We start from the raw sequence: 17,347 nt of genomic DNA, 5'->3' as shown, positions 1-17,347 counted from the left end.
AACACCATGACCGAGAAACACCTTTCCAGCCAGTTCGACAGCGAACTCAACGGCGTCTCGTCGCGCGTGATGGAGCTCGGCGGCATGGTCGAGTCGCAGATCCACCAGGCCGTGTACGCCCTGCTGCAGTTCGACGCCGAAGCCGCCGACCGCGTGATGGAGACCGAGCATCGCGTCAACGCGATGGAGATCGAGATCGACCGCGAGCTGTCGTCGATCATCGCCCGTCGCCAGCCCACGGCTCGCGACCTGCGCCTGCTCATCGCCATCAGCAAGACCACCGCCAACCTGGAGCGCGTGGGCGACGAGGCCAACAAGATCGCGCGCATGGTCAAGTCGATCATCGAAAGCGGATCGGCTCGCCAGCTGCCCACCACCGAGCTGCGCATTGCCGCCGACCTGGCCTCGAACCTGCTGCGCACCGCGCTGGACGCCTTCGCGCGCCTGGACACGGCCGCCGCGCTGTCGATCCTCAAGGACGACGACCTCATCGACAAGGAGTTCGACGGCTTCGTGCGCAAGCTGGTCACCTACATGATGGAAGACCCGCGCACCATCTCCGCCAGCCTGGACCTGCTGTTCCTGGCCAAGGCCATCGAACGCATCGGCGACCACGCCAAGAACATCGCCGAGTTCATCATCTACATCGTCAAGGGCGCCGATGTGCGGCACACTTCGATGGAGGAAATCGAGTCGGCATTGCAGTGACGACCGTCGCCGCAAAGACTCCCCATAACGCATGAAGAAACCAAGAGTCCTGATCGTCGAAGACGAATCCTCGATCGCCGAGCTGATCGCCGTCAACCTGCGCCACAACGGCTTCGAGCCGATCTGGTCCGAAGACGGTGCCGCCGCCCAGCGTGAAATCGACGCCTTCCTGCCGGACCTGATCCTGCTCGACTGGATGCTGCCGGGCCAGAGCGGCCTGCAGCTCGCGCGCCAGTGGCGCAAAGACCCGCGCACCAAGGCCATCCCGATCCTGATGCTCACGGCGCGCGGCGACGAGCCCGACAAGGTCGCCGGCCTCGATGCCGGGGCCGACGACTACATCACCAAGCCGTTCTCCACCCAGGAAATGCTGGCGCGCATCCGCGCCGTGCTGCGCCGCCGCGCGCCCGAGGTGGTGACCGAGCGCGTCGAGATCGGCGAACTGGCCCTCGACACCTCCACCCACCGCGTGACGTGGCAGGGCGGGGCGCTGAAGGTCGGCCCGACCGAGTTCAAGCTGCTGGCCTACCTGATGCAGCATGCCGAGCGCGTGCACAGCCGCGCACAGCTGCTGGACAAGGTGTGGGGCGATCACGTCTACATCGAGGAACGCACGGTCGACGTGCACGTCAAGCGCCTGCGTGAGTCGCTGGGCGTGGCCGCGCCGATGGTGGAAACCGTTCGCGGAGCGGGTTACCGGCTGACGGCCCAAGTCACGGTGTGAGCAGCGCCGTGAGCCTCGGCGGCGGGCGCGGATAATCGCCCGCCATGCCTTTCCGTATTGCTACTTTTTTGATAGCGTCCCTCGTAATTGCGGCGGGCGCTGTCGGCCTTTTTGGCTGGAAGTACGGCTGGCTGGGCGCCTGGCTGGGCGCGGTGCTCTGGCTGGGCTTCGATGCCTGGCGCGCCGAACGCCTGCTGCGCGTGCTGCGCAACGACGCAGCCGGGCTGCCGTCGCGCGGGCCGGGCGTGTGGGGCGAGCTCTCGGAGCGCATCCGCAAGCTGCTGCGCGAGCGCGAACAACAGACCCGGCAGGCCGAAGACCGGCTGCAGGAGTTCCTGGCCGCCATCCAGGCGTCGCCCAACGGCGTGGTGCTGCTCGACGAGCAGGGCCGCATCGAGTGGTGCAACCAGACGGCGGCGGGGCAGTTCGGCATCGATGCCGAGCGCGACCTGCTGCAGCACCTGGCGAACCTCGTGCGCGACCCGGCGTTCGTGGCCTACCTGGCCTCGTGGAACTACAGCCGCGATGTCGTCATCGATGCGCCCGGTCTCGTGCATGCACAGCATCGCGGCCATCCGGTGCGGTTGTCGGTGCAGGTGCATCCCTACGCCGGCAACCGGCGCATGCTGCTCACGCGCGACATCACGGCGCTGGAGCAGGCCGAGGCGATGCGGCGCGACTTCGTGGCCAACGTGTCGCACGAGATCCGCACGCCGCTCACGGTGCTGGCGGGCTTTGTCGAGACGCTGCAGAACCTGCCGCTGGATGCCGACGAACGCACGCGCTATCTGTCGCTGATGGGGCAGCAGTCGCACCGCATGGAAACGCTGGTGAACGACCTGCTGACGCTGTCGCGGCTGGAAGGCAGTGCGGCGCCGTCGGGCAACCAGTGGGTGCGCATGCGCGCGCTGCTGGCGCAGTGCGAAGACGAGGGGCGCGGCCTGTCGGGCCGGCTCACGCCGCAGGGACACCGGCTCACGTTCACGTCCGAGGCCGAGTCCGAGCTGTCGGGCGCGCCGACCGAGCTGCAGAGCGCGATGTCGAACCTCGTGAGCAACGCCATCCGCTACACGCCCGGTGGCGGCGAGGTGGTGGTGACCTGGCGGGTGCTGCCCGACGGGCGCGGCGAGTACGCCGTGCGCGACACCGGCCCGGGCATTGCCGCCGAACATATTCCGCGGCTCACCGAGCGCTTCTATCGCATCGACCGCAGCCGCTCGCGCGAGACCGGCGGCACGGGTCTGGGGCTGGCGATCGTGAAGCACATCGCGCAGCGCCACGGCACCGAGCTGCGCATCGAAAGCACGGTGGGCAAGGGCAGCCGCTTCGCGCTGCTGTTTCCGGCGACGCGCGTACGCGAAGCGCGCGTGATGAGCAAGTAAGCAAGCCGCGTGGCCTTCAGCGGGCCCGCGCCTTCATCGTCCAGCGCAGCAGCGCCACGAACAACAGCGCGGTGAGCGCCAGCGCCGCGGCGCTCATGATCCAGAAAGCCAGCGGTGACTGCATGGCCGGCCACGGCCCCAAGCCGCGGTAGGCCAGCAGGTAGCTGCCGCCCAGGCCCATGCCCCAGAGCATCGCGCAGTAGATGACCAGCGGCGCCAGCGTCACGCGGTAGCAGCGCAGCACGAAGACGCACAGCGTCTGGAACGCATCGGCGATGTGATACAGCGCCACCGTGGTCAGCAGCGCCGCCGCCATCGCGATCACGGCCGGGTTGTCGGAGTACACGTTGGCGAGCTGCGTGCGGAACACGGCCATCGCGCCGGCATAGAGCAGGGCAAACAGGGCGGTGAGCTCGAAGCCCAGCCGGCAGGCATGGCGCGCCTTGGCGGTGTCGCCCGCGCCGAGCCAGAAGCTCACGCGCGCACTGGTCGCGATGGCGAGCGACAGCGGCGTCATGTAGGCCACGGCCAGCAGGTTCGAGGCGATCTGGTGCGCAGCCGCCGCAGCGGTGCCCAGGCGCGCGATGAAGAGCGCCATCAGCGTGAACGAGGTCACTTCCACCAGCACCGCGAGGCCGCCGGGCACGCCCAGCCGCGCGAACTGGCGGATCTGGCGCCAGTCGGGCGCCTCGATGCGCTCCCACAGCTGGTAGCCGCGGTAGAACGCGCCGTGGCGCAGCAGCCAGACCGCGCAGCCGAGCATGGCCCAGTTCACGCACAGCGTGGCCCATGCGCAACCCACCAGCCCCATCGCCGGCAGGCCGGCGCCGCCGAAGGTGAACCAGACCGACAGCGGCAGCTTCACGAGCAGCGAGGCCAGCTGCAGCCAGGTCACGAGCTTGGGCTTGCCCAGGCTCTGGTTCAGTGTGCTGAAGAGACGAAAGAGCAGGGCGGGCGCCAGCGCAAAGGCCAGCACCGCGAGATAGGCCTCGACCTCGCCGCGCATGTCCGCTGGTACCTGGGTCCAGCGCAGCGCGGCACCGGGCAGCAGCAGCACGGTCATGCCGACCACGACGGCGATGGCTGCGAGGTAGAGCGACTGGCGCACCGAGCGGCCGATCTCGCTGCCCCGGTTGGCGCCGTGCAGTTCGGCCCACACCGGCAGCAGCGCCTGCAGCACGCCCATCAGCGAGACATACACGCTGACGAAGATGGCGGCGCCCACCGACAGCGCGGCCAGCGCGCCTTCGGAATAGCGGCCCGCGATGATGGTGTCGGCCACGCCGAAGGCCATCACGGCCAGCTGGCCGATCAGCACCGTGCCGGCGTGCCGTGCGATGAGTCCGCGTTCGTTCCCGTGCGTGCTGCTGCTCACGGGTCAGCGCACGATCTTTTCGTAGAGCAGCAGGTCGTCCGCGGGGCTGCTGGGGCGGCGCAGGGTGCCGCTGAAGCGCCACTGTTCCAGCGGGATGATGGTGTGCAGCCGCTCGATGGTGTCGGGGCTCACGAGCAGCCACGGGCAGTCGTTGCCCAGCAGCAGCGGCTGCAGGTTGAGGTTGCCGTGGTGGCGCAGTGCCGCGATGTGCGGTCGGCTCAGCGCCAGCTCGGCGACGCAGCGCGGGTGGCCGATGCGCTCGGTCACGGCGCGCACCTGCGGGACGTAGCTGCGTGCGTAGTCGATGGACGGCAGCCACAGCGTCATCAGCAGCATCCAGCACAGCGCGGTGCCGCCGGCCGGCAGCACCAGCGTCTTCCAGAGCGCGGCGCGATGGCGCCCGGTGCGCCAGCGCACCAGCCAGCACCAGGCCAGCGTGGCGGCCAATGCGAGCACGAAGGCCACCGGCGAGAACTCGGCCACGAAGCCCGGCACCAGCCGCGCCACGCTGGCGGCCGGCTTGCGCGGCGCGCCGGTCAGCATGGCGATCCAGTACATCCAGCCGAGCACGGCCAGGCCGCTGAAGAACAGCACGTTGAACCAGTCGATCAGCGCCGCCGCGCTGCGCCGGAAGGTCGGCAGCGCAAAGGCCGCCAGCGTGGCGAAGGCGGGCAGGGCCAGCAGCAGGGAGCGGTCGGAGAAGTCGGTGGTCCAGGTGGCGGCCAGCGGCACCAGCGCGAACCACAGCGGCAGCGCGACGTGGCGCTCGAGCCACTGGCGGCGCCAGCGCCAGAGCGTCCAGATCGCGAGCGGCCAGACCGGCCAGGTGAACCACAGCAACAGCTTGGCCTGGCTGCGCACGTCGGACAGCAGAGAGTGGCCCAGCGTGATCTTCCATTGCGCCAGGCCCAGGCCGAAGACCAGCGCGGCGGCCAGCAAGGTGATGCCGACCATCGTCAGCAGGGCGGGCAGGGTGAAGCCGGGGCTTTCGTCGTCGCTGCGGCCTTCCGCTTCGCGGGCGGCGCGCTGGCGGCGCTCGTAGACCATGTACACCGCGCTGCCGATCGCCAGCGCGAGGCCGACCGTCGGCCCGCCGCTCAGCGTCATGCCGAGGGTGCCGACCACGAGCGCGATCACCGGGCCGACGCGGCGGTAGGGCAGTGCGGCCACGCCGTAGAACAGATGCGAGGCGAAGTACAGCTGCGCCAGCGCGGGCGTGGTTTCATGCCCCAGCTGCGCCAGGCCCAGCGAAGCGATCAGCGCCAGCAGGCCGCCGTCGGCGATGGCGCGGGCGTAGTCGGTGGGGCGTGCCTCGCCGCCGAAGGCAAAGGCCACGGGCTGGGCGCGCGGCGTGCGGGCGAGGTAGTAGACGGCGTACCAGGTCGCGGTGAAGGTGCCCCACAGCATCAGCGCGAACACGAAGCGCACGGCCAGGTCGGGGTTGACCCACGACGGGGCGAGCTGGATCGCCCAGGCGCCGATCCAGTAGGGGATCAGCGCGGGGGTCTCGGGGCGCATGCCCAGCAGCAGCGGATCGAACCAGCGGGCGATGCCCTCGGTGCTGCGGGCCAGCTCGGCCATGTAGCCGAAGGCCGTGATGTCGGCGCTCTTCCAGGGGCCCCGGCCGAGCAGGCCCGGCAGCAGGTAGGCCGCGCACAGCAACAGCAACGCGACGCGCGGCAGCCGGCGTACGGCATTCTGGGCAACGATCGCGGGGGTCGGCTGGTTCAAGGGCGAGGCGGAAGAGGCGAAGGGGTGATTGGAAAGAAAAAGGGCAGCGCGGTAAACCGGGCTGCCCTCGACGCCAGAGCGCGTGCCTGATTACTTGGCAGCGGTCTTGCCGAAGCGGTTGCGGAACTTCTCGACGCGACCACCCATGTTGTCCACCGACTTTTGCGTGCCGGTGTAGAAGGGGTGCGATTCGCTCGTGGTGTCGAGCTTGAACAGGGGCAGCTCGCGGCCGTCGTCGGTCTTGCCCATTTCCTTGGTGTTCGCGCACGAACGGGTCACGAACTTGAAGCCGTTCGACATGTCGACGAACAGAACTTCGCGGTAATTCGGGTGGATGCCTTCTTTTGCCATGGTGTTTCCTTTTGCGCTGTTGGAATCAATGCGCGGTCGATGCGAGAGCCACCAGCGTGCCAGCAATCTGGCGCGCCGCCCTTGAGGCCTTTGACGTGAAGTGTGAGGGCCAAGGAAGCCGGGCGACGTGCCCAGCCGCACTTTTCGCGGAGCCCATGATTATCGCATACTGCCCCCATCGCGAGCAAACCGGGCCCTCCCATGACTTCCACACCCCTTCGCGCCGGCCTTGTCGGCTACGGTTTCGCCGGCCAGACCTTCCATGCGCCGGTGCTCTCGGCCGTTCCCGGGCTCGAACTGGCGGCCGTGGCGAGCTCGCAGCCGCACAAGGTGCATGCCGACTGGCCGGGCGTGGCCGTGGTGCCTGACGTGGCGGCGCTGGTCGCCCGGGCGGACATCGACCTCGTGGTGGTGGCGACGCCCAATGCCCAGCATCATCCCGTGGCAAAAGCGGCGCTGGAGGCGGGCAAGCACGTGGTGGTCGACAAGCCGTTCACGCTCGACGTGGCCGAAGCGCGAGAGCTCGAATTGTTGTCAGAGCGCAACAATCGCGTGCTCTCGGTCTACCAGAACCGGCGTTTCGACGCCGACTTCCTGACGCTCCAGCAGGTCCTGGCATCTGGCGACCTGGGGCGCCCGGTGTACCTGGAATCGCATTTCGACCGCTTCAGGCCCCAGGTTCGTGAGCGCTGGCGAGAGCAGCCGGTACCAGGTTCGGGCCTGTGGGTGGACCTGGGCGCGCATCTGGTCGATCAGGCCGTGCAGCTCTTCGGCCGGCCCGACACGCTGCAACTCGACACCGCCGCCTTGCGCGATGGCGCGCTGGTCGAAGACTATTTCCATGCCGTGCTGCGCTACGAAGGCGGCCCCCATGCGCCCCTGCGCGTGGTGCTGCACGCCACGACGCTTGCGGCCCATGCGGCTCCGCGCTACATCGTGCACGGCACGCGCGGCAGCTACGTCAAGCACGGCGTCGACACGCAGGAAGACGCGCTGCGCGCCGGCCAGCGGCCGCCGGCCGAAGGATGGGGCGCCGATCCACTCGATGGCGAACTCACGCTGACGGGCAGCGACGGCGCACCGCACTTTCGCGCGGTACCGACGCAGGCCGGCAACTACGCCGACTACTACGCCGCGGTCCGCGATGCGATCCTCGGCAAGGGGCCTAATCCCGTGCCACCCGCGCAGGCCGTCGCACTGATGGAGCTGCTCGACATCGGCCGCCAGAGCGCCGCCGAAGGCCGCGCCATCCGCATCGAGCGCCCATGAAAAAAGCGCGTTGACCCGTGGGGCCAACGCGCTTTCGCGGAAGAGCTTGAAGCTCAGCCGCCGCGACGCATCATGTCGAAGAACTCGACATTGGTCTTGGTCGCCTTCATGTTCTTGAGCATCAGCTCCATCGACTCGATCTCGTCCATGTTGTACATGAGCTGACGCAGGATGCGGGTCTTCTGCAGGATCTCGGGGGCCAGCAGCAGTTCTTCGCGGCGCGTGCCGCTGCGGTTGAGCTGGATCGACGGGAACACGCGCTTTTCGTACAGGCGGCGGTCCAGGTGGATTTCGGAGTTGCCGGTGCCCTTGAACTCTTCGAAGATCACTTCGTCCATGCGGCTGCCGGTGTCGATCAGCGCGGTGCCGATGATGGTCAGCGAGCCGCCTTCTTCCACGTTGCGCGCGGCGCCCAGGAAGCGCTTGGGGCGCTGCAGTGCGTTGGAGTCCACACCGCCGGTCAGCACCTTGCCCGACGAGGGCACGACGTTGTTGTAGGCGCGGGCCAGACGCGTGATCGAGTCCAGCAGGATCACCACGTCCTTCTTGAGTTCGACCAGGCGCTTGGCGCGCTCGATCACCATTTCGGCGACGTGCACGTGGCGCGCTGCGGGCTCGTCGAAGGTCGAAGCAATGACTTCGCCCTTCACCGTGCGCTGCATTTCGGTCACTTCTTCAGGGCGCTCGTCCACGAGCAGCACCATCATGTGCACGTCGGGGTAGTTGGCGCTGATCGCGTGGGCGATGTGCTGCATCATCACCGTCTTGCCGCTCTTGGGCGGCGCCACGAGCAGGGCGCGCTGGCCTTTGCCGATGGGGGCGATGATGTCGATGATGCGGCCGGTGAGGTTCTCTTCGCCCTTGACGCCTTCGCGTTCCAGCTTCATCTGTTCCTTGGGGAACAGCGGCGTCAGGTTCTCGAACATCACCTTGTGCTTGTTGGCTTCGGGTGCGCCGTCGTTGACCTTGTCCAGCTTGGTCAGTGCGAAGTAGCGCTCGCCGTCCTTGGGCGTGCGCACTTCGCCTTCGATCATGTCGCCGGTGTGCAGGTTGAAGCGCCGCACCTGGCTGGGCGAGATGTAGATGTCGTCGGTGCTGGCCGTGAAGCTGGTGTCGGGGCTGCGCAGGAAGCCGAAGCCGTCGGGCAGGATTTCGAGCACACCGTCGGCGAAGACCTGTTCGCCGGCCTTGGCGCGCTTCTTGATGATCGCGAACATCAGCTCTTGCTTGCGCATGCGGCCGATGTTTTCGATCTCAAGCGCCTCAGCCTGCTTGAAGACTTCAGACACGTGGAGTGCCTTGAGTTCGTTTAAGTGCATGGAACGACCCCTGGAGGGGTAATCGAATCGGGAACGGGGGGAGGTTTGATGTGGGGCAAGAACTGCCTCACGAACCGGGGAACTCGAACCGGTTGCCTGATGAAAGGCCCGGTGAACTGAGGGCGATTATGACAGGAAAATCGCCCCGGCCAACGCATTGCGCGCTGGCCGGAAGAAATGCATCAGGCGAGTTGCTGGTCGATGAAGGCCGTGAGTTGCGCCTTGCTCATGGCGCCGACCTTGGTGGCGGCCAGCTGGCCGTCCTTGAACAGCATCAGCGTGGGGATGCCGCGAATGCCGAACTTGGCGGGGATGTCGCGGTTCTCGTCGACGTTGAGCTTGGCGATCTGCAGCTTGCCTTCGTAGGTGGCCGAGACTTCGTCCAGGATCGGGGCGATCATCTTGCAGGGACCGCACCATTCGGCCCAGTAGTCGACCAGAACCGGCTGGCTGGACTTGAGCACGTCGGCCTCGAAGGAAGAATCGGAGATGTGTTTGATCAGTTCGCTGGCCATGTGATGTGTCCTTGTGCGCAGAGAGAGTTTCGGTGCAGCTAAAGTGCTGGTCATTGTGACAGAAACCAAGGGGTGACGTGCCATGCGGCCCGGCTATGGCGGCGATAGCCAAAGCCCTTTGCGGCCCTGCCGCCGACCCCCTCAACCCCCTCGATAGAACATGAACGAAGGCCACCCCGTCCAGGCCCTGTGGTGCGATCCCGCCGACGGCGTCGTCGCGCGGATCGTGCGCGCGCTCGACGAGCGCCAGCTGCATGCGGCGCGCACCGTGGTGCTGGTGCCGTACGCGCAGCTGATGGCGGTCGCGCGCGGCATGTGGGCGCGCTGCGGCAGCCCGGGCTTCGTGCCGCGCTTCGAGACCACGCACAACTGGGCGCGCAGCGCGGGCGGCTTCCTGCCGTCCGGCTACGACATCGCCTTCGACATGGCGCGCGACCTGGTCACGGCCCAGGGCCTGCTCGCGCAATCGGGCTTCCAGGCCGAACGCTTCGCGCTCGCGGGGCGCGTGGTCGAGCTGGCCTACCAGCTGGCGCCGCTGGCATCCGCCGTGGCGCCTGAGGTGCGCGGCAGCGATTGGGCTCAAGGGGCGTCCAAGGTGGCCGATGCCGGCAGCGAGTCGGAGTGGTTCCGCATCGAGAGCGCGCTGATCCGTGTCGCCGTGGCCTGGGCCGCGAACTCGGGCTACGCGACCGACGTGCTGCTGCGCGACGCGGCGCGCAGCCAGGTCGATGCGCTGATCGTGCTCGAAGGCTTCCAGACCGATCCGCTCACGCAGGCCCTGTGCGCGCTGTGGGGCGACCGCGCGATCCGCATTCCGCTCGTGCCCGCCGATGCCCCGCCGTCTTCTGCTCACGCCCATGTGGCGCTCGACCCCGAGGACGAGGCCCAGCTGGCCGCCGCCTGCGTGCTGCAGCACCTGGCCGAGGGCCGCGCGCCGGTTGCGCTCGTTGCCACCGATCGCGCGCTCACCCGCCGCATCAGCGCCCAACTGAGCACGCAGGGCATCGTCACGCACGACGAAACCGGCTGGAAGCTGTCCACCACGCGCGCCGCCGCCACGCTGATGAGTGCCTTGCGCGCCTGTGCGCACGACGCGGCCACCGACCAGGTGCTCGAATGGCTCAAGAGCGGCGCCGAGGTCGATGGGTTCGCCGTGCAGTCGCTCGAAATGCGCCTGCGGCGCGAAGGCGTGCGCGACTGGCAGGCCTGGTGCGCGTTGATCGCGCGCAGCGACAAGCCGCAGGACGAAGGCCTGCGCACGTTCACCGTCACCATCGAAACCCGCCGCGCCCCGATGGCGCGCGCGCGCTCCCTGGCCGAGTGGCACCGCGCGCTGCGCGAGCTGTTGACGGCCGGCGAGCAGTGGGACGCGCTCGCCGCCGACTTCGCGGGCGCCAAGGTGATCGCCGCCCTCTGGCTCGATGCCGACGCGCACGGCGAGGAAGACGAATTCCCCGGCGGACGCCACAGCCTGGCCGAGTTCACGGCCTGGGCGCGCGACGTACTCGAAGACGCCAGCTTCGTGCCGCCCGCCGGCGACGAGGCGCCCAAGGTGTCCGTGCTGCCGATGTACCAGTTGCTGGGCCGCGTCTTCGGCGCCGTCGTCATTCCCGGCTGCGACGACCGCCGCATGCCCGCGTCGCCCGAGCCGCCGGGCAACTGGAGCGCGGCGCAGCGCCTCGACCTGGGGCTGGCCTCGCGCGAGGTGCTGGAGACCGCGCAGCGCGCGGCCTGGGCCATGGCCACGCGCAACCCGAACTGCGACCTGGTCTGGCGCCATTCCGACGCCAGCGGCGAGCCCGTGCGGCCGAGCCCGCTGGTGCAGGCCCTGCAGCTCGCGCACGCATTGCAGCCGGGCGTCGATCCGCGCACGCCGCGCGACGTCACCGTCACGCCGACCCTGCGGCCCACGCCCTCGGGCGCGCTGCTGCCGCTCACCAACGTGTCGACCAGCGTCTACGAAGACCTGCGGCGCTGCCCCTATCGCTTCTTCGCGCTGCGCCAGCTGGGCCTGCGCACCGCCGACGAGCTCGATGCCGAGGTCGACAAGCGCGACTTCGGCAACTGGCTGCACGCGGTGCTGGGCCAGTTCCACGAGACCCTGCGCGACGCGCCGACAAGCGATGCGCAAGCGCGCGCCGCGCTGCTCGCCGACACCGCGCGCGATGTCACGCAAACCCTCGGCTACTCCGACGCCGAGTTCTTGCCCTTCGCCGCCGCGTGGCCGGCGGTGCGCGACGGGTATCTCGACTGGCTCGCGAAACATGAAGCAGACGGGGCGGTCTTCGTCGAGGCCGAACCCTGGAAAGAGCAGCCCTTGGGCACCCTGCGGCTGGTCGGCCGGCTCGACCGCGTCGACCGCACGGCCGACGGCCAGCCCTTCGTGATCGACTACAAGACCGAGACCGCCTCCGTCACCAAGGAGCGCGTGAAGGACCCGACCGAGGACACGCAGCTCGCCTTCTACGCCGCGCTGGTGGCCGACGACACCTTGCGTGCGGCCTACGTCAACGTGGGCGAGAAGTCGTCCGGCACGCAGACCGTCGAGCAGCCCGCCGTGGTCGAGGCGCGCGATGCGCTGGTCGCCGGCATCATCGACGACTTCGCGCGCATCGCGCAGGGCGCGCCGCTGCCGCCGCTGGGTGAGGGCAGCGTCTGCGATTTCTGCGCCGCACGCGGCCTGTGCCGCAAGGATTTCTGGGAGGTCACGCCATGAACGGCGCTGCCTACGAACACAATGGCCGGCACGTCGCGCGCGAGGCCTTCTACACCGTCGCCTGCGATCCGCGGCGCTCGGTCGCGGTCGAAGCCTGCGCGGGCGCCGGCAAGACCTGGATGCTGGTGTCGCGCATCGTGCGCGCGCTGCTCGAAGAGGGCGATTCCGCCTGCGAGCCGCACGAGATCCTGGCCATCACCTTCACCAAGAAGGCCGCCGGCGAAATGCGCGAGCGGCTCGACCAGTGGCTCGCGCTGTTCGCCGAACTCGATCCGGCCGCCTCGCAGCGCGAACTCGTGATGCGCGGCATGACACCGGAGGCCGCGCAGGCGGCCGTGCCGCGCCTGCAGGGGCTCTACCGGCGGCTGCTCGAAGGCGGGCGCCCGGTGCAGTTCCGCACCTTCCACGCGTGGTTCGCGGGCCTGCTGCGCAACGCGCCGCTCGCCGTGCTGCGCGAGCTGGGGCTGCCGGCGAACTACGAGCTGCTCGAAGACGATGCCGAGGCGCGCAACCACACCTGGCGTCCGTTCTTCGAGGCCGTGACCGGCGACGCGCGCGCGCTGGCCGACTACTACGCCGTCGTCGCCACCCACGGCCGCTCGCAGACGGCGAAGGCGTTGGGCGAGGCGCTGTCGAAGCGGGTCGAGTTCTCGCTGTCCGATCCCCAGGATGCGGTGACGCCGTTCGACGTGCTGTACCCGGCCCTTCAGGGGCTGGAGCTGCCGACCGACGCGCTGCGCGGCGAGGCCGTGCGCCGCCGCTGGCTCGACCGCGCCGCCGCCCTCGGCCGCGAGGCCAACAAGACACCGCAGAAGGCGGCCGAAGCCATCATCGACGTGTTCGGCACCGGCGAACCCGTGCCCGAGGCGCTGGCCGACGCGCTCGCCGTGCTGCGCAAGACCTTCTTCGTCGCGAGCGAAGACCGGCTCACCAAGAACCTGCAGAAATTCCCCGCGGCGCAAGAGGCCGAGATCGAACTGCAGCTGCTGTGCGCGGCGCAGGCGCAGCACGCGGCCTGGCTCTACCAGCAACGCATGACGCGGCTCACGCGCCTGCTGATCACCGCCTTCGGCGAGGTCAAGCGCGCCCACGGCTGGGTCGACATGAACGACGTCGAACAGGCCGCGCAGCTGCTCCTGGGCCAGTCGGCGCTGTCGGGCTGGGTGCAGGAGCGGCTCGACGCGCGCGTCGCGCACCTGCTGATCGACGAGTTCCAGGACACCAACCCGCTGCAGTGGCAGGCGCTCTACGGCTGGCTCAGTGCCTACACCGGCGCGGGCGGCAGTGCGCCGCGCGTGTTCATCGTGGGCGATCCCAAGCAGAGCATTTACCGTTTTCGCCGCGCCGAGCCGCAGGTGTTCATCGCTGCCAAGAAGTTCGTGCGCGAAGGGCTCGGCGGCGAACTGCTCAACTGCGACCACACGCACCGCAACGCGCGTGCCGTGGTCGGCCTCGTCAACAGCGCGATGCTGGCCGCGCAGGCGGCCGGCGAGTTCGACGGCTACCGCGCCCACACCACCGAGCGCGGCGACGACGGCGAGCTGCTGAAGCTGCCCGCCATCGACCGCGACGCGCTCGACACCACGGTGGCCGCCGCGCCGGCCGACGACGGCATGCTGCACTGGCGCGACAGCCTCGTCACGCCGCGCGTGCTGCCCGAAGAGCAACTGCTGCAGAAGGAGTGCGAGCAGGCCGCGCGCTGGGTCGCGCAGCGCATCGCCGACGGCACGCCGCCGCGCCAGATCATGGTGCTGGCGCGCCGCCGCAGTCGGCTGTCGGCCATGCAGGACGCGCTGCGCCGCCGCCACATTCCCGTGCAGCAGCCCGAGAAGAACGACCTGAACGACGCACCCGAGGTGCAGGACGTGGTCGCGCTGCTCGACGCGCTGGTGTCGCCCGCGCACGATCTTTCGCTGGCGCGCGCACTCAAGTCGCCGCTGTTCGGCATCGACGACGACACGCTGGTGCAGCTGGCGCGCTGCCAGCGCGAGACGCCGGTCGCCAGCTGGTTCTCGCTGATCCAGAAGGGCGAAGGCCTGCCGCCCGTGCTGACCGAGGCGGGCGTGCAGCTGCGCCGCTGGCAGCGCTGGCTGATGGCAATGCCGCCGCACGACGCGCTGGACGCGATCTTTCACGACGGCGACGTGCTCGCGAAGTTCGGCGCCGCGGTGCCGGCGGCCTTGCGCCAGAGCGCGCTGGCCAACCTGCGGGGGCTGGTCGCCGCCTCGCTCGACATCGACGGTGCGCGCTTCGCGACGCCTTATGCCCTGGTGCGAGCCTTGCGCGCGGGCGGTGTGCGCGCGCCCACCGTGGCCGCGCCCGAGGCCGTGCAGCTGCTGACCGTGCACGGAGCCAAAGGCCTTGAAGCCGACACCGTGCTGATGCTCGACTGCGACGCGCCGCCGCCGCGCGCGCAGACCATGGGCGTGCTGGTCGAGTGGAAGGGCAGCGACAGCGCGCCGACGCGCTTCGTGTTCCTGGCCAGCGAGAAGACCCCTCCGGCCTGCGCCGCCGCGTTGCTCGAGGAGGAGCAGCGCGCGCGCCACCGCGAAGAACTCAACGGGCTCTATGTGGCGACCACGCGGGCCCGCGAGCGGCTGGTGCTGTCGTCGGTGAAACCGTCGCGCGCCAACGAGGGCAGCTGGTGGGCGCGGCTGGAGCCGCTGTGCGAGCCGACCGAGGCCGACGAGCCGCTGGTCGAAGCCTCCGCCGCCGGCGAGACCGGAGTGGGCACCTTCGCGATGAAGCGCCTGCCCGCACCGCTCGTGGCTGCAACCGGTGCGCCGCCCGAAAAGAAAAAGGCACAAGACGCCACGGTCGACGCACGCGCCGCCGCGTTCGGCCAGGCCATGCACCGGCTGCTCGAATGGGCGGTGCCCGGCGAGGCGCTGCCGCCGGCGCATGTGCGGGCGGCCGCGCGCGAATTCATGCTCGATCCGCAGCAGGCACGCGGCGCCGCGGCGCTGGCCCAGCGCATCCGCGCGGGCGCTGGTGCCTGGGTGTGGGACGATCGCAGCATCGACTGGCATGGCAATGAAGTCACGCTGGTCCACGAGGGCGATACCTTGCGCATCGACCGGCTGGTGCGCGAGCGCGCCACCGGCGCATGGTGGATCCTCGACTACAAATCGGCCGCGCGCCCCGAACGGGACGCGGCCCTGATCGCACAGATGCAGCGCTACCGCGCTGCCGTGCAACATGCCTACCCCGGTGCCACGGTGCGCGCCGCGTTCCTGACCGGGCAGGGCGAACTGGTGAATCTCGAATGACTGTTTCTTCTACCGTCGCCGTCATCGGCGGCGGACCTGCCGGCCTGATGGCGGCCGAAGTGCTGAGCGCGTCCGGCGCGCAGGTGCATGTCTACGACGCGATGCCCTCGGTGGGCCGCAAGTTCTTGCTGGCCGGCCGCGGCGGCCTCAACCTCACGCACTCGGAGCCCTTCGACGTGTTCGTGACCCGCTTCGGTGAGCGCCGTGCGCAGCTCGAACCGCTGCTCGCGGCCTTCGGCCCGCAGCAGACGCGCGAGTGGGCGGCCGGGCTGGGCATCGAGACCTTCGTCGGCACGTCGGGTCGCGTGTTCCCGACCGACATGAAAGCCGCGCCCTTGCTGCGCGCCTGGCTGCATCGCCTGCGCGCCGCGGGCGTGCAATTCCACATGCGCCATCGCTGGGTGGGTGACGGGGCCTTCGATGCGAACGCGCTGCGCTTCGCGACGCCGGCGGGCGAGGTCACCGCCAAGGCCGATGCCGTGGTGCTGGCCCTGGGCGGCGCGAGCTGGGCGCGCCTGGGCTCCGACGGGGCGTGGGCTCCGTGGCTGCAAGCGCAGGGCGTGGCGGTGGCGCCGCTGCTGCCCGCCAATTGCGGCTTCGACGGCGCAGGCTGGAGCGAGCATTTTTCGAGCCGCTTCGCGGGGCAGCCTTTCAAATCGGTCGCGATCGCCTTCACCGACAGCCAGGGGCGGCACTTTGCGCGCAAGGGCGAGTTCGTTGCCACGGCCACCGGCATCGAAGGCAGCCTGGTCTATGCGGCGTCGGCGCTGCTGCGCGACGAGATTGCAGCGAACGGCAGTGCGACGCTGCTGCTCGACCTGCTGCCCGACCGCAGCGCCGAACAGGTGCTCGCCGCGGTGAAGCATCCGCGCGGCGCGCGTTCGCTGAGCAGCCATCTCAAGAGCCGTCTCGGCATCGAGGGCATCAAGGCGGGCGTGCTGCACGAAGCGCTGAGCAAGGAAGCGATGCAGGACCCGGCGCAGCTGGCGGCCACCATCAAGGCGGTGCCGTTGAAGCTGGTCGCAACGCGGCCGGTCGACGAGGCGATCAGCACGGCGGGCGGCGTGCGCTTCGACGCGCTCGATCCGGCCCTGATGGCGACGGCGCTGCCCGGCGTGTTCGCGGCAGGGGAGATGCTCGACTGGGAAGCGCCGACCGGCGGCTACCTGCTCACGGCAGCGATGGCCAGCGGCGCGGCTGCGGCGCGCGGCGCGATCCAGCGGCTGGGGCTGTAGCGGCAGGCGCTGCTCAGCGCTTGCACGGCCAGAAAAAGACCTGCTCGGGGTCGTCCGCATCGAGGTTCTCGATGTGGCCACTCTCCCTGAATCCGGCTTCTTTCAGCAGCGCGTGCATCGCCGCGTTGGAGCGGTTCGTGGAGGTGAAGAGCTTGGGGCGTTCGCAGATCGACTGGAAGTGATCGACGAGCCTCAGGCCGAGTCGCCTGCGGCGAAATGGCTCGCCGACCATGAGCATCTCGATGAAGCCGCAGTCGAAGAAGTGGTGGTGCAGCACGCCGTAGGCGGCGATCTCGCCATTCGTCTCGATCACATGGCAGAAGCGATCTTCGATCCAGCCTTTGATCTGCACGGCGCGGTGCGCATCGTGCGCGGCCACGGTGTCGAGGCGCACCAACGCTTCGAGATCACTGATGCGGGCGGGCCGGATGTCCAAGTTCATGGATGGCTGCGCGAAGTTCTGGGAATTTGAGGTGTCTGGGGTCGGTAACCCCTGGACACAGCGCGTGAGTTCTCTGAAAAGGAACTCACGGCTTCTGGATGTTAGGTTGACGAGCCTTACCCCTGGCACTGACTACGCAGTTAGGGCTGCTTGGTTCCCCACCTGACCCGGTTGGCCACTTCACCATGCAGGGAGGCCCGTCAGCCTGCATTCTAACCGCGCGGATTTGCCCCCTTGGCCGGGGCGTGAATCATTTCGACGGCGGATGGGAAACAAGCGTGAAGTGACCCCCGCCGCGCCTTTTAGAATGC

The 17,347-nt window shown here is 69.2% G+C and carries 13 protein-coding genes and 1 other RNA gene; 7 read left to right on the top strand and 7 right to left on the bottom strand.

From position 1 onward, the window contains the following. Positions 1-6 precede the first annotated feature (6 nt). Genes phoU through phoR form a run of 3 tightly spaced genes read left to right on the top strand, consistent with a single transcriptional unit; the run spans position 7 to position 2,814 of the window. Positions 7-708, top strand: a complete 702-nt coding sequence (gene phoU, locus AC1RAD_RS10775; RefSeq protein WP_062473142.1) for a phosphate signaling complex protein PhoU — start codon at positions 7-9, stop codon at positions 706-708. Between the two features lie 31 nt (positions 709-739). Continuing rightward, positions 740-1,432, top strand: a complete 693-nt coding sequence (gene phoB / locus AC1RAD_RS10770; RefSeq protein WP_062473140.1) for a phosphate regulon transcriptional regulator PhoB — start codon at positions 740-742, stop codon at positions 1,430-1,432. Positions 1,433-1,476: 44 nt separating this feature from the next. After that, positions 1,477-2,814: a phosphate regulon sensor histidine kinase PhoR gene (gene phoR / locus AC1RAD_RS10765; RefSeq protein ID WP_174254361.1), complete on the top strand. Its 1,338-nt coding sequence runs from the start codon at positions 1,477-1,479 to the stop codon at positions 2,812-2,814. A 16-nt stretch (positions 2,815-2,830) separates the two neighbouring features. On the opposite strand, the gene AC1RAD_RS10760 is transcribed toward phoR, so the two are convergent. The 3 genes from AC1RAD_RS10760 to AC1RAD_RS10750 form a co-directional block, all read right to left on the bottom strand. Further along, a complete protein-coding gene (locus AC1RAD_RS10760; RefSeq protein WP_492734755.1) occupies positions 2,831-4,189 on the bottom strand; it encodes an MATE family efflux transporter in 1,359 nt (452 codons plus the stop codon). 3 nt (positions 4,190-4,192) lie between these two features. After that, positions 4,193-5,920 carry a hypothetical protein gene (locus AC1RAD_RS10755; RefSeq protein WP_492734754.1) on the bottom strand — a complete coding sequence of 576 codons (1,728 nt, stop codon included), beginning with the start codon at positions 5,918-5,920 and terminating at the stop codon, positions 4,193-4,195. Positions 5,921-6,010: 90 nt separating this feature from the next. Further along, positions 6,011-6,271, bottom strand: coding sequence for a type B 50S ribosomal protein L31 (locus tag AC1RAD_RS10750; protein ID WP_056580149.1), 261 nt, complete (start codon positions 6,269-6,271; stop codon positions 6,011-6,013). A gap of 201 nt (positions 6,272-6,472) precedes the next feature. Between AC1RAD_RS10750 and AC1RAD_RS10745 the strand changes: the two genes are divergently transcribed. Next, the gene (locus AC1RAD_RS10745) at positions 6,473-7,540 is read left to right on the top strand and encodes an oxidoreductase (RefSeq protein WP_492734753.1); all 1,068 of its coding nucleotides are present in this window, start codon (positions 6,473-6,475) and stop codon (positions 7,538-7,540) included. A 53-nt stretch (positions 7,541-7,593) separates the two neighbouring features. Here AC1RAD_RS10745 and rho read toward each other — a convergent pair whose 3' ends face one another. Together rho and trxA are read right to left on the bottom strand one after the other, a co-directional pair. Beyond that, entirely contained in the window at positions 7,594-8,859 is a 1,266-nt protein-coding gene (gene rho, locus AC1RAD_RS10740) for a transcription termination factor Rho (protein ID WP_062473130.1), read from the bottom strand. A gap of 182 nt (positions 8,860-9,041) precedes the next feature. Beyond that, positions 9,042-9,374 carry a thioredoxin TrxA gene (trxA, locus tag AC1RAD_RS10735; protein WP_042578306.1) on the bottom strand — a complete coding sequence of 111 codons (333 nt, stop codon included), beginning with the start codon at positions 9,372-9,374 and terminating at the stop codon, positions 9,042-9,044. A gap of 160 nt (positions 9,375-9,534) precedes the next feature. On the opposite strand from trxA, the gene AC1RAD_RS10730 reads away from it, so the two are divergent. Genes AC1RAD_RS10730 through AC1RAD_RS10720 form a run of 3 tightly spaced genes read left to right on the top strand, consistent with a single transcriptional unit; the run spans position 9,535 to position 16,594 of the window. Further along, the gene (locus AC1RAD_RS10730; protein WP_492734752.1) at positions 9,535-12,090 is read left to right on the top strand and encodes a PD-(D/E)XK nuclease family protein; all 2,556 of its coding nucleotides are present in this window, start codon (positions 9,535-9,537) and stop codon (positions 12,088-12,090) included. Continuing rightward, the gene (locus tag AC1RAD_RS10725; RefSeq protein WP_492734751.1) at positions 12,087-15,359 is read left to right on the top strand and encodes a UvrD-helicase domain-containing protein; all 3,273 of its coding nucleotides are present in this window, start codon (positions 12,087-12,089) and stop codon (positions 15,357-15,359) included. The genes AC1RAD_RS10730 and AC1RAD_RS10725 overlap by 4 nt, the downstream gene beginning before the upstream one ends. Further along, the gene (locus AC1RAD_RS10720; protein ID WP_492734750.1) at positions 15,356-16,594 is read left to right on the top strand and encodes a TIGR03862 family flavoprotein; all 1,239 of its coding nucleotides are present in this window, start codon (positions 15,356-15,358) and stop codon (positions 16,592-16,594) included. Before AC1RAD_RS10725 ends, AC1RAD_RS10720 begins: the two co-directional genes overlap by 4 nt. Before the next feature lie 13 nt (positions 16,595-16,607). On the opposite strand, the gene AC1RAD_RS10715 is transcribed toward AC1RAD_RS10720, so the two are convergent. Both AC1RAD_RS10715 and ffs read right to left on the bottom strand, forming a co-directional pair. Further along, the gene (locus tag AC1RAD_RS10715; RefSeq protein WP_492734749.1) at positions 16,608-17,036 is read right to left on the bottom strand and encodes a GNAT family N-acetyltransferase; all 429 of its coding nucleotides are present in this window, start codon (positions 17,034-17,036) and stop codon (positions 16,608-16,610) included. 105 nt (positions 17,037-17,141) lie between these two features. Next, positions 17,142-17,238, bottom strand: an RNA gene (gene ffs, locus AC1RAD_RS10710) — signal recognition particle sRNA small type. Between the last annotated feature and the right edge of the window lie 109 nt (positions 17,239-17,347).

The organism is Variovorax sp. GW823-FHT04B03, assembly GCF_058796495.1.
Note: the sequence above shows the minus strand (reverse complement) of the source record. Positions and strands in the feature narration are given on the sequence as shown.

Bases quoted from the DNA above. Each gene is read 5' to 3' on its own strand.
- phoU (WP_062473142.1), top strand. From the start codon at position 7: ATGACCGAGAAACACCTTTCCAGCCAGTTCGACAGCGAACTCAACGGC.
- phoB (WP_062473140.1), top strand. From the start codon at position 740: ATGAAGAAACCAAGAGTCCTGATCGTCGAAGACGAATCCTCGATCGCC.
- phoR (WP_174254361.1), top strand. From the start codon at position 1,477: ATGCCTTTCCGTATTGCTACTTTTTTGATAGCGTCCCTCGTAATTGCG.
- AC1RAD_RS10750 (WP_056580149.1), bottom strand. From the start codon at position 6,271: ATGGCAAAAGAAGGCATCCACCCGAATTACCGCGAAGTTCTGTTCGTC.
- AC1RAD_RS10745 (WP_492734753.1), top strand. From the start codon at position 6,473: ATGACTTCCACACCCCTTCGCGCCGGCCTTGTCGGCTACGGTTTCGCC.
- rho (WP_062473130.1), bottom strand. From the start codon at position 8,859: ATGCACTTAAACGAACTCAAGGCACTCCACGTGTCTGAAGTCTTCAAG.
- trxA (WP_042578306.1), bottom strand. From the start codon at position 9,374: ATGGCCAGCGAACTGATCAAACACATCTCCGATTCTTCCTTCGAGGCC.
- AC1RAD_RS10730 (WP_492734752.1), top strand. From the start codon at position 9,535: ATGAACGAAGGCCACCCCGTCCAGGCCCTGTGGTGCGATCCCGCCGAC.
- AC1RAD_RS10725 (WP_492734751.1), top strand. From the start codon at position 12,087: ATGAACGGCGCTGCCTACGAACACAATGGCCGGCACGTCGCGCGCGAG.
- AC1RAD_RS10720 (WP_492734750.1), top strand. From the start codon at position 15,356: ATGACTGTTTCTTCTACCGTCGCCGTCATCGGCGGCGGACCTGCCGGC.
- AC1RAD_RS10715 (WP_492734749.1), bottom strand. From the start codon at position 17,036: ATGAACTTGGACATCCGGCCCGCCCGCATCAGTGATCTCGAAGCGTTG.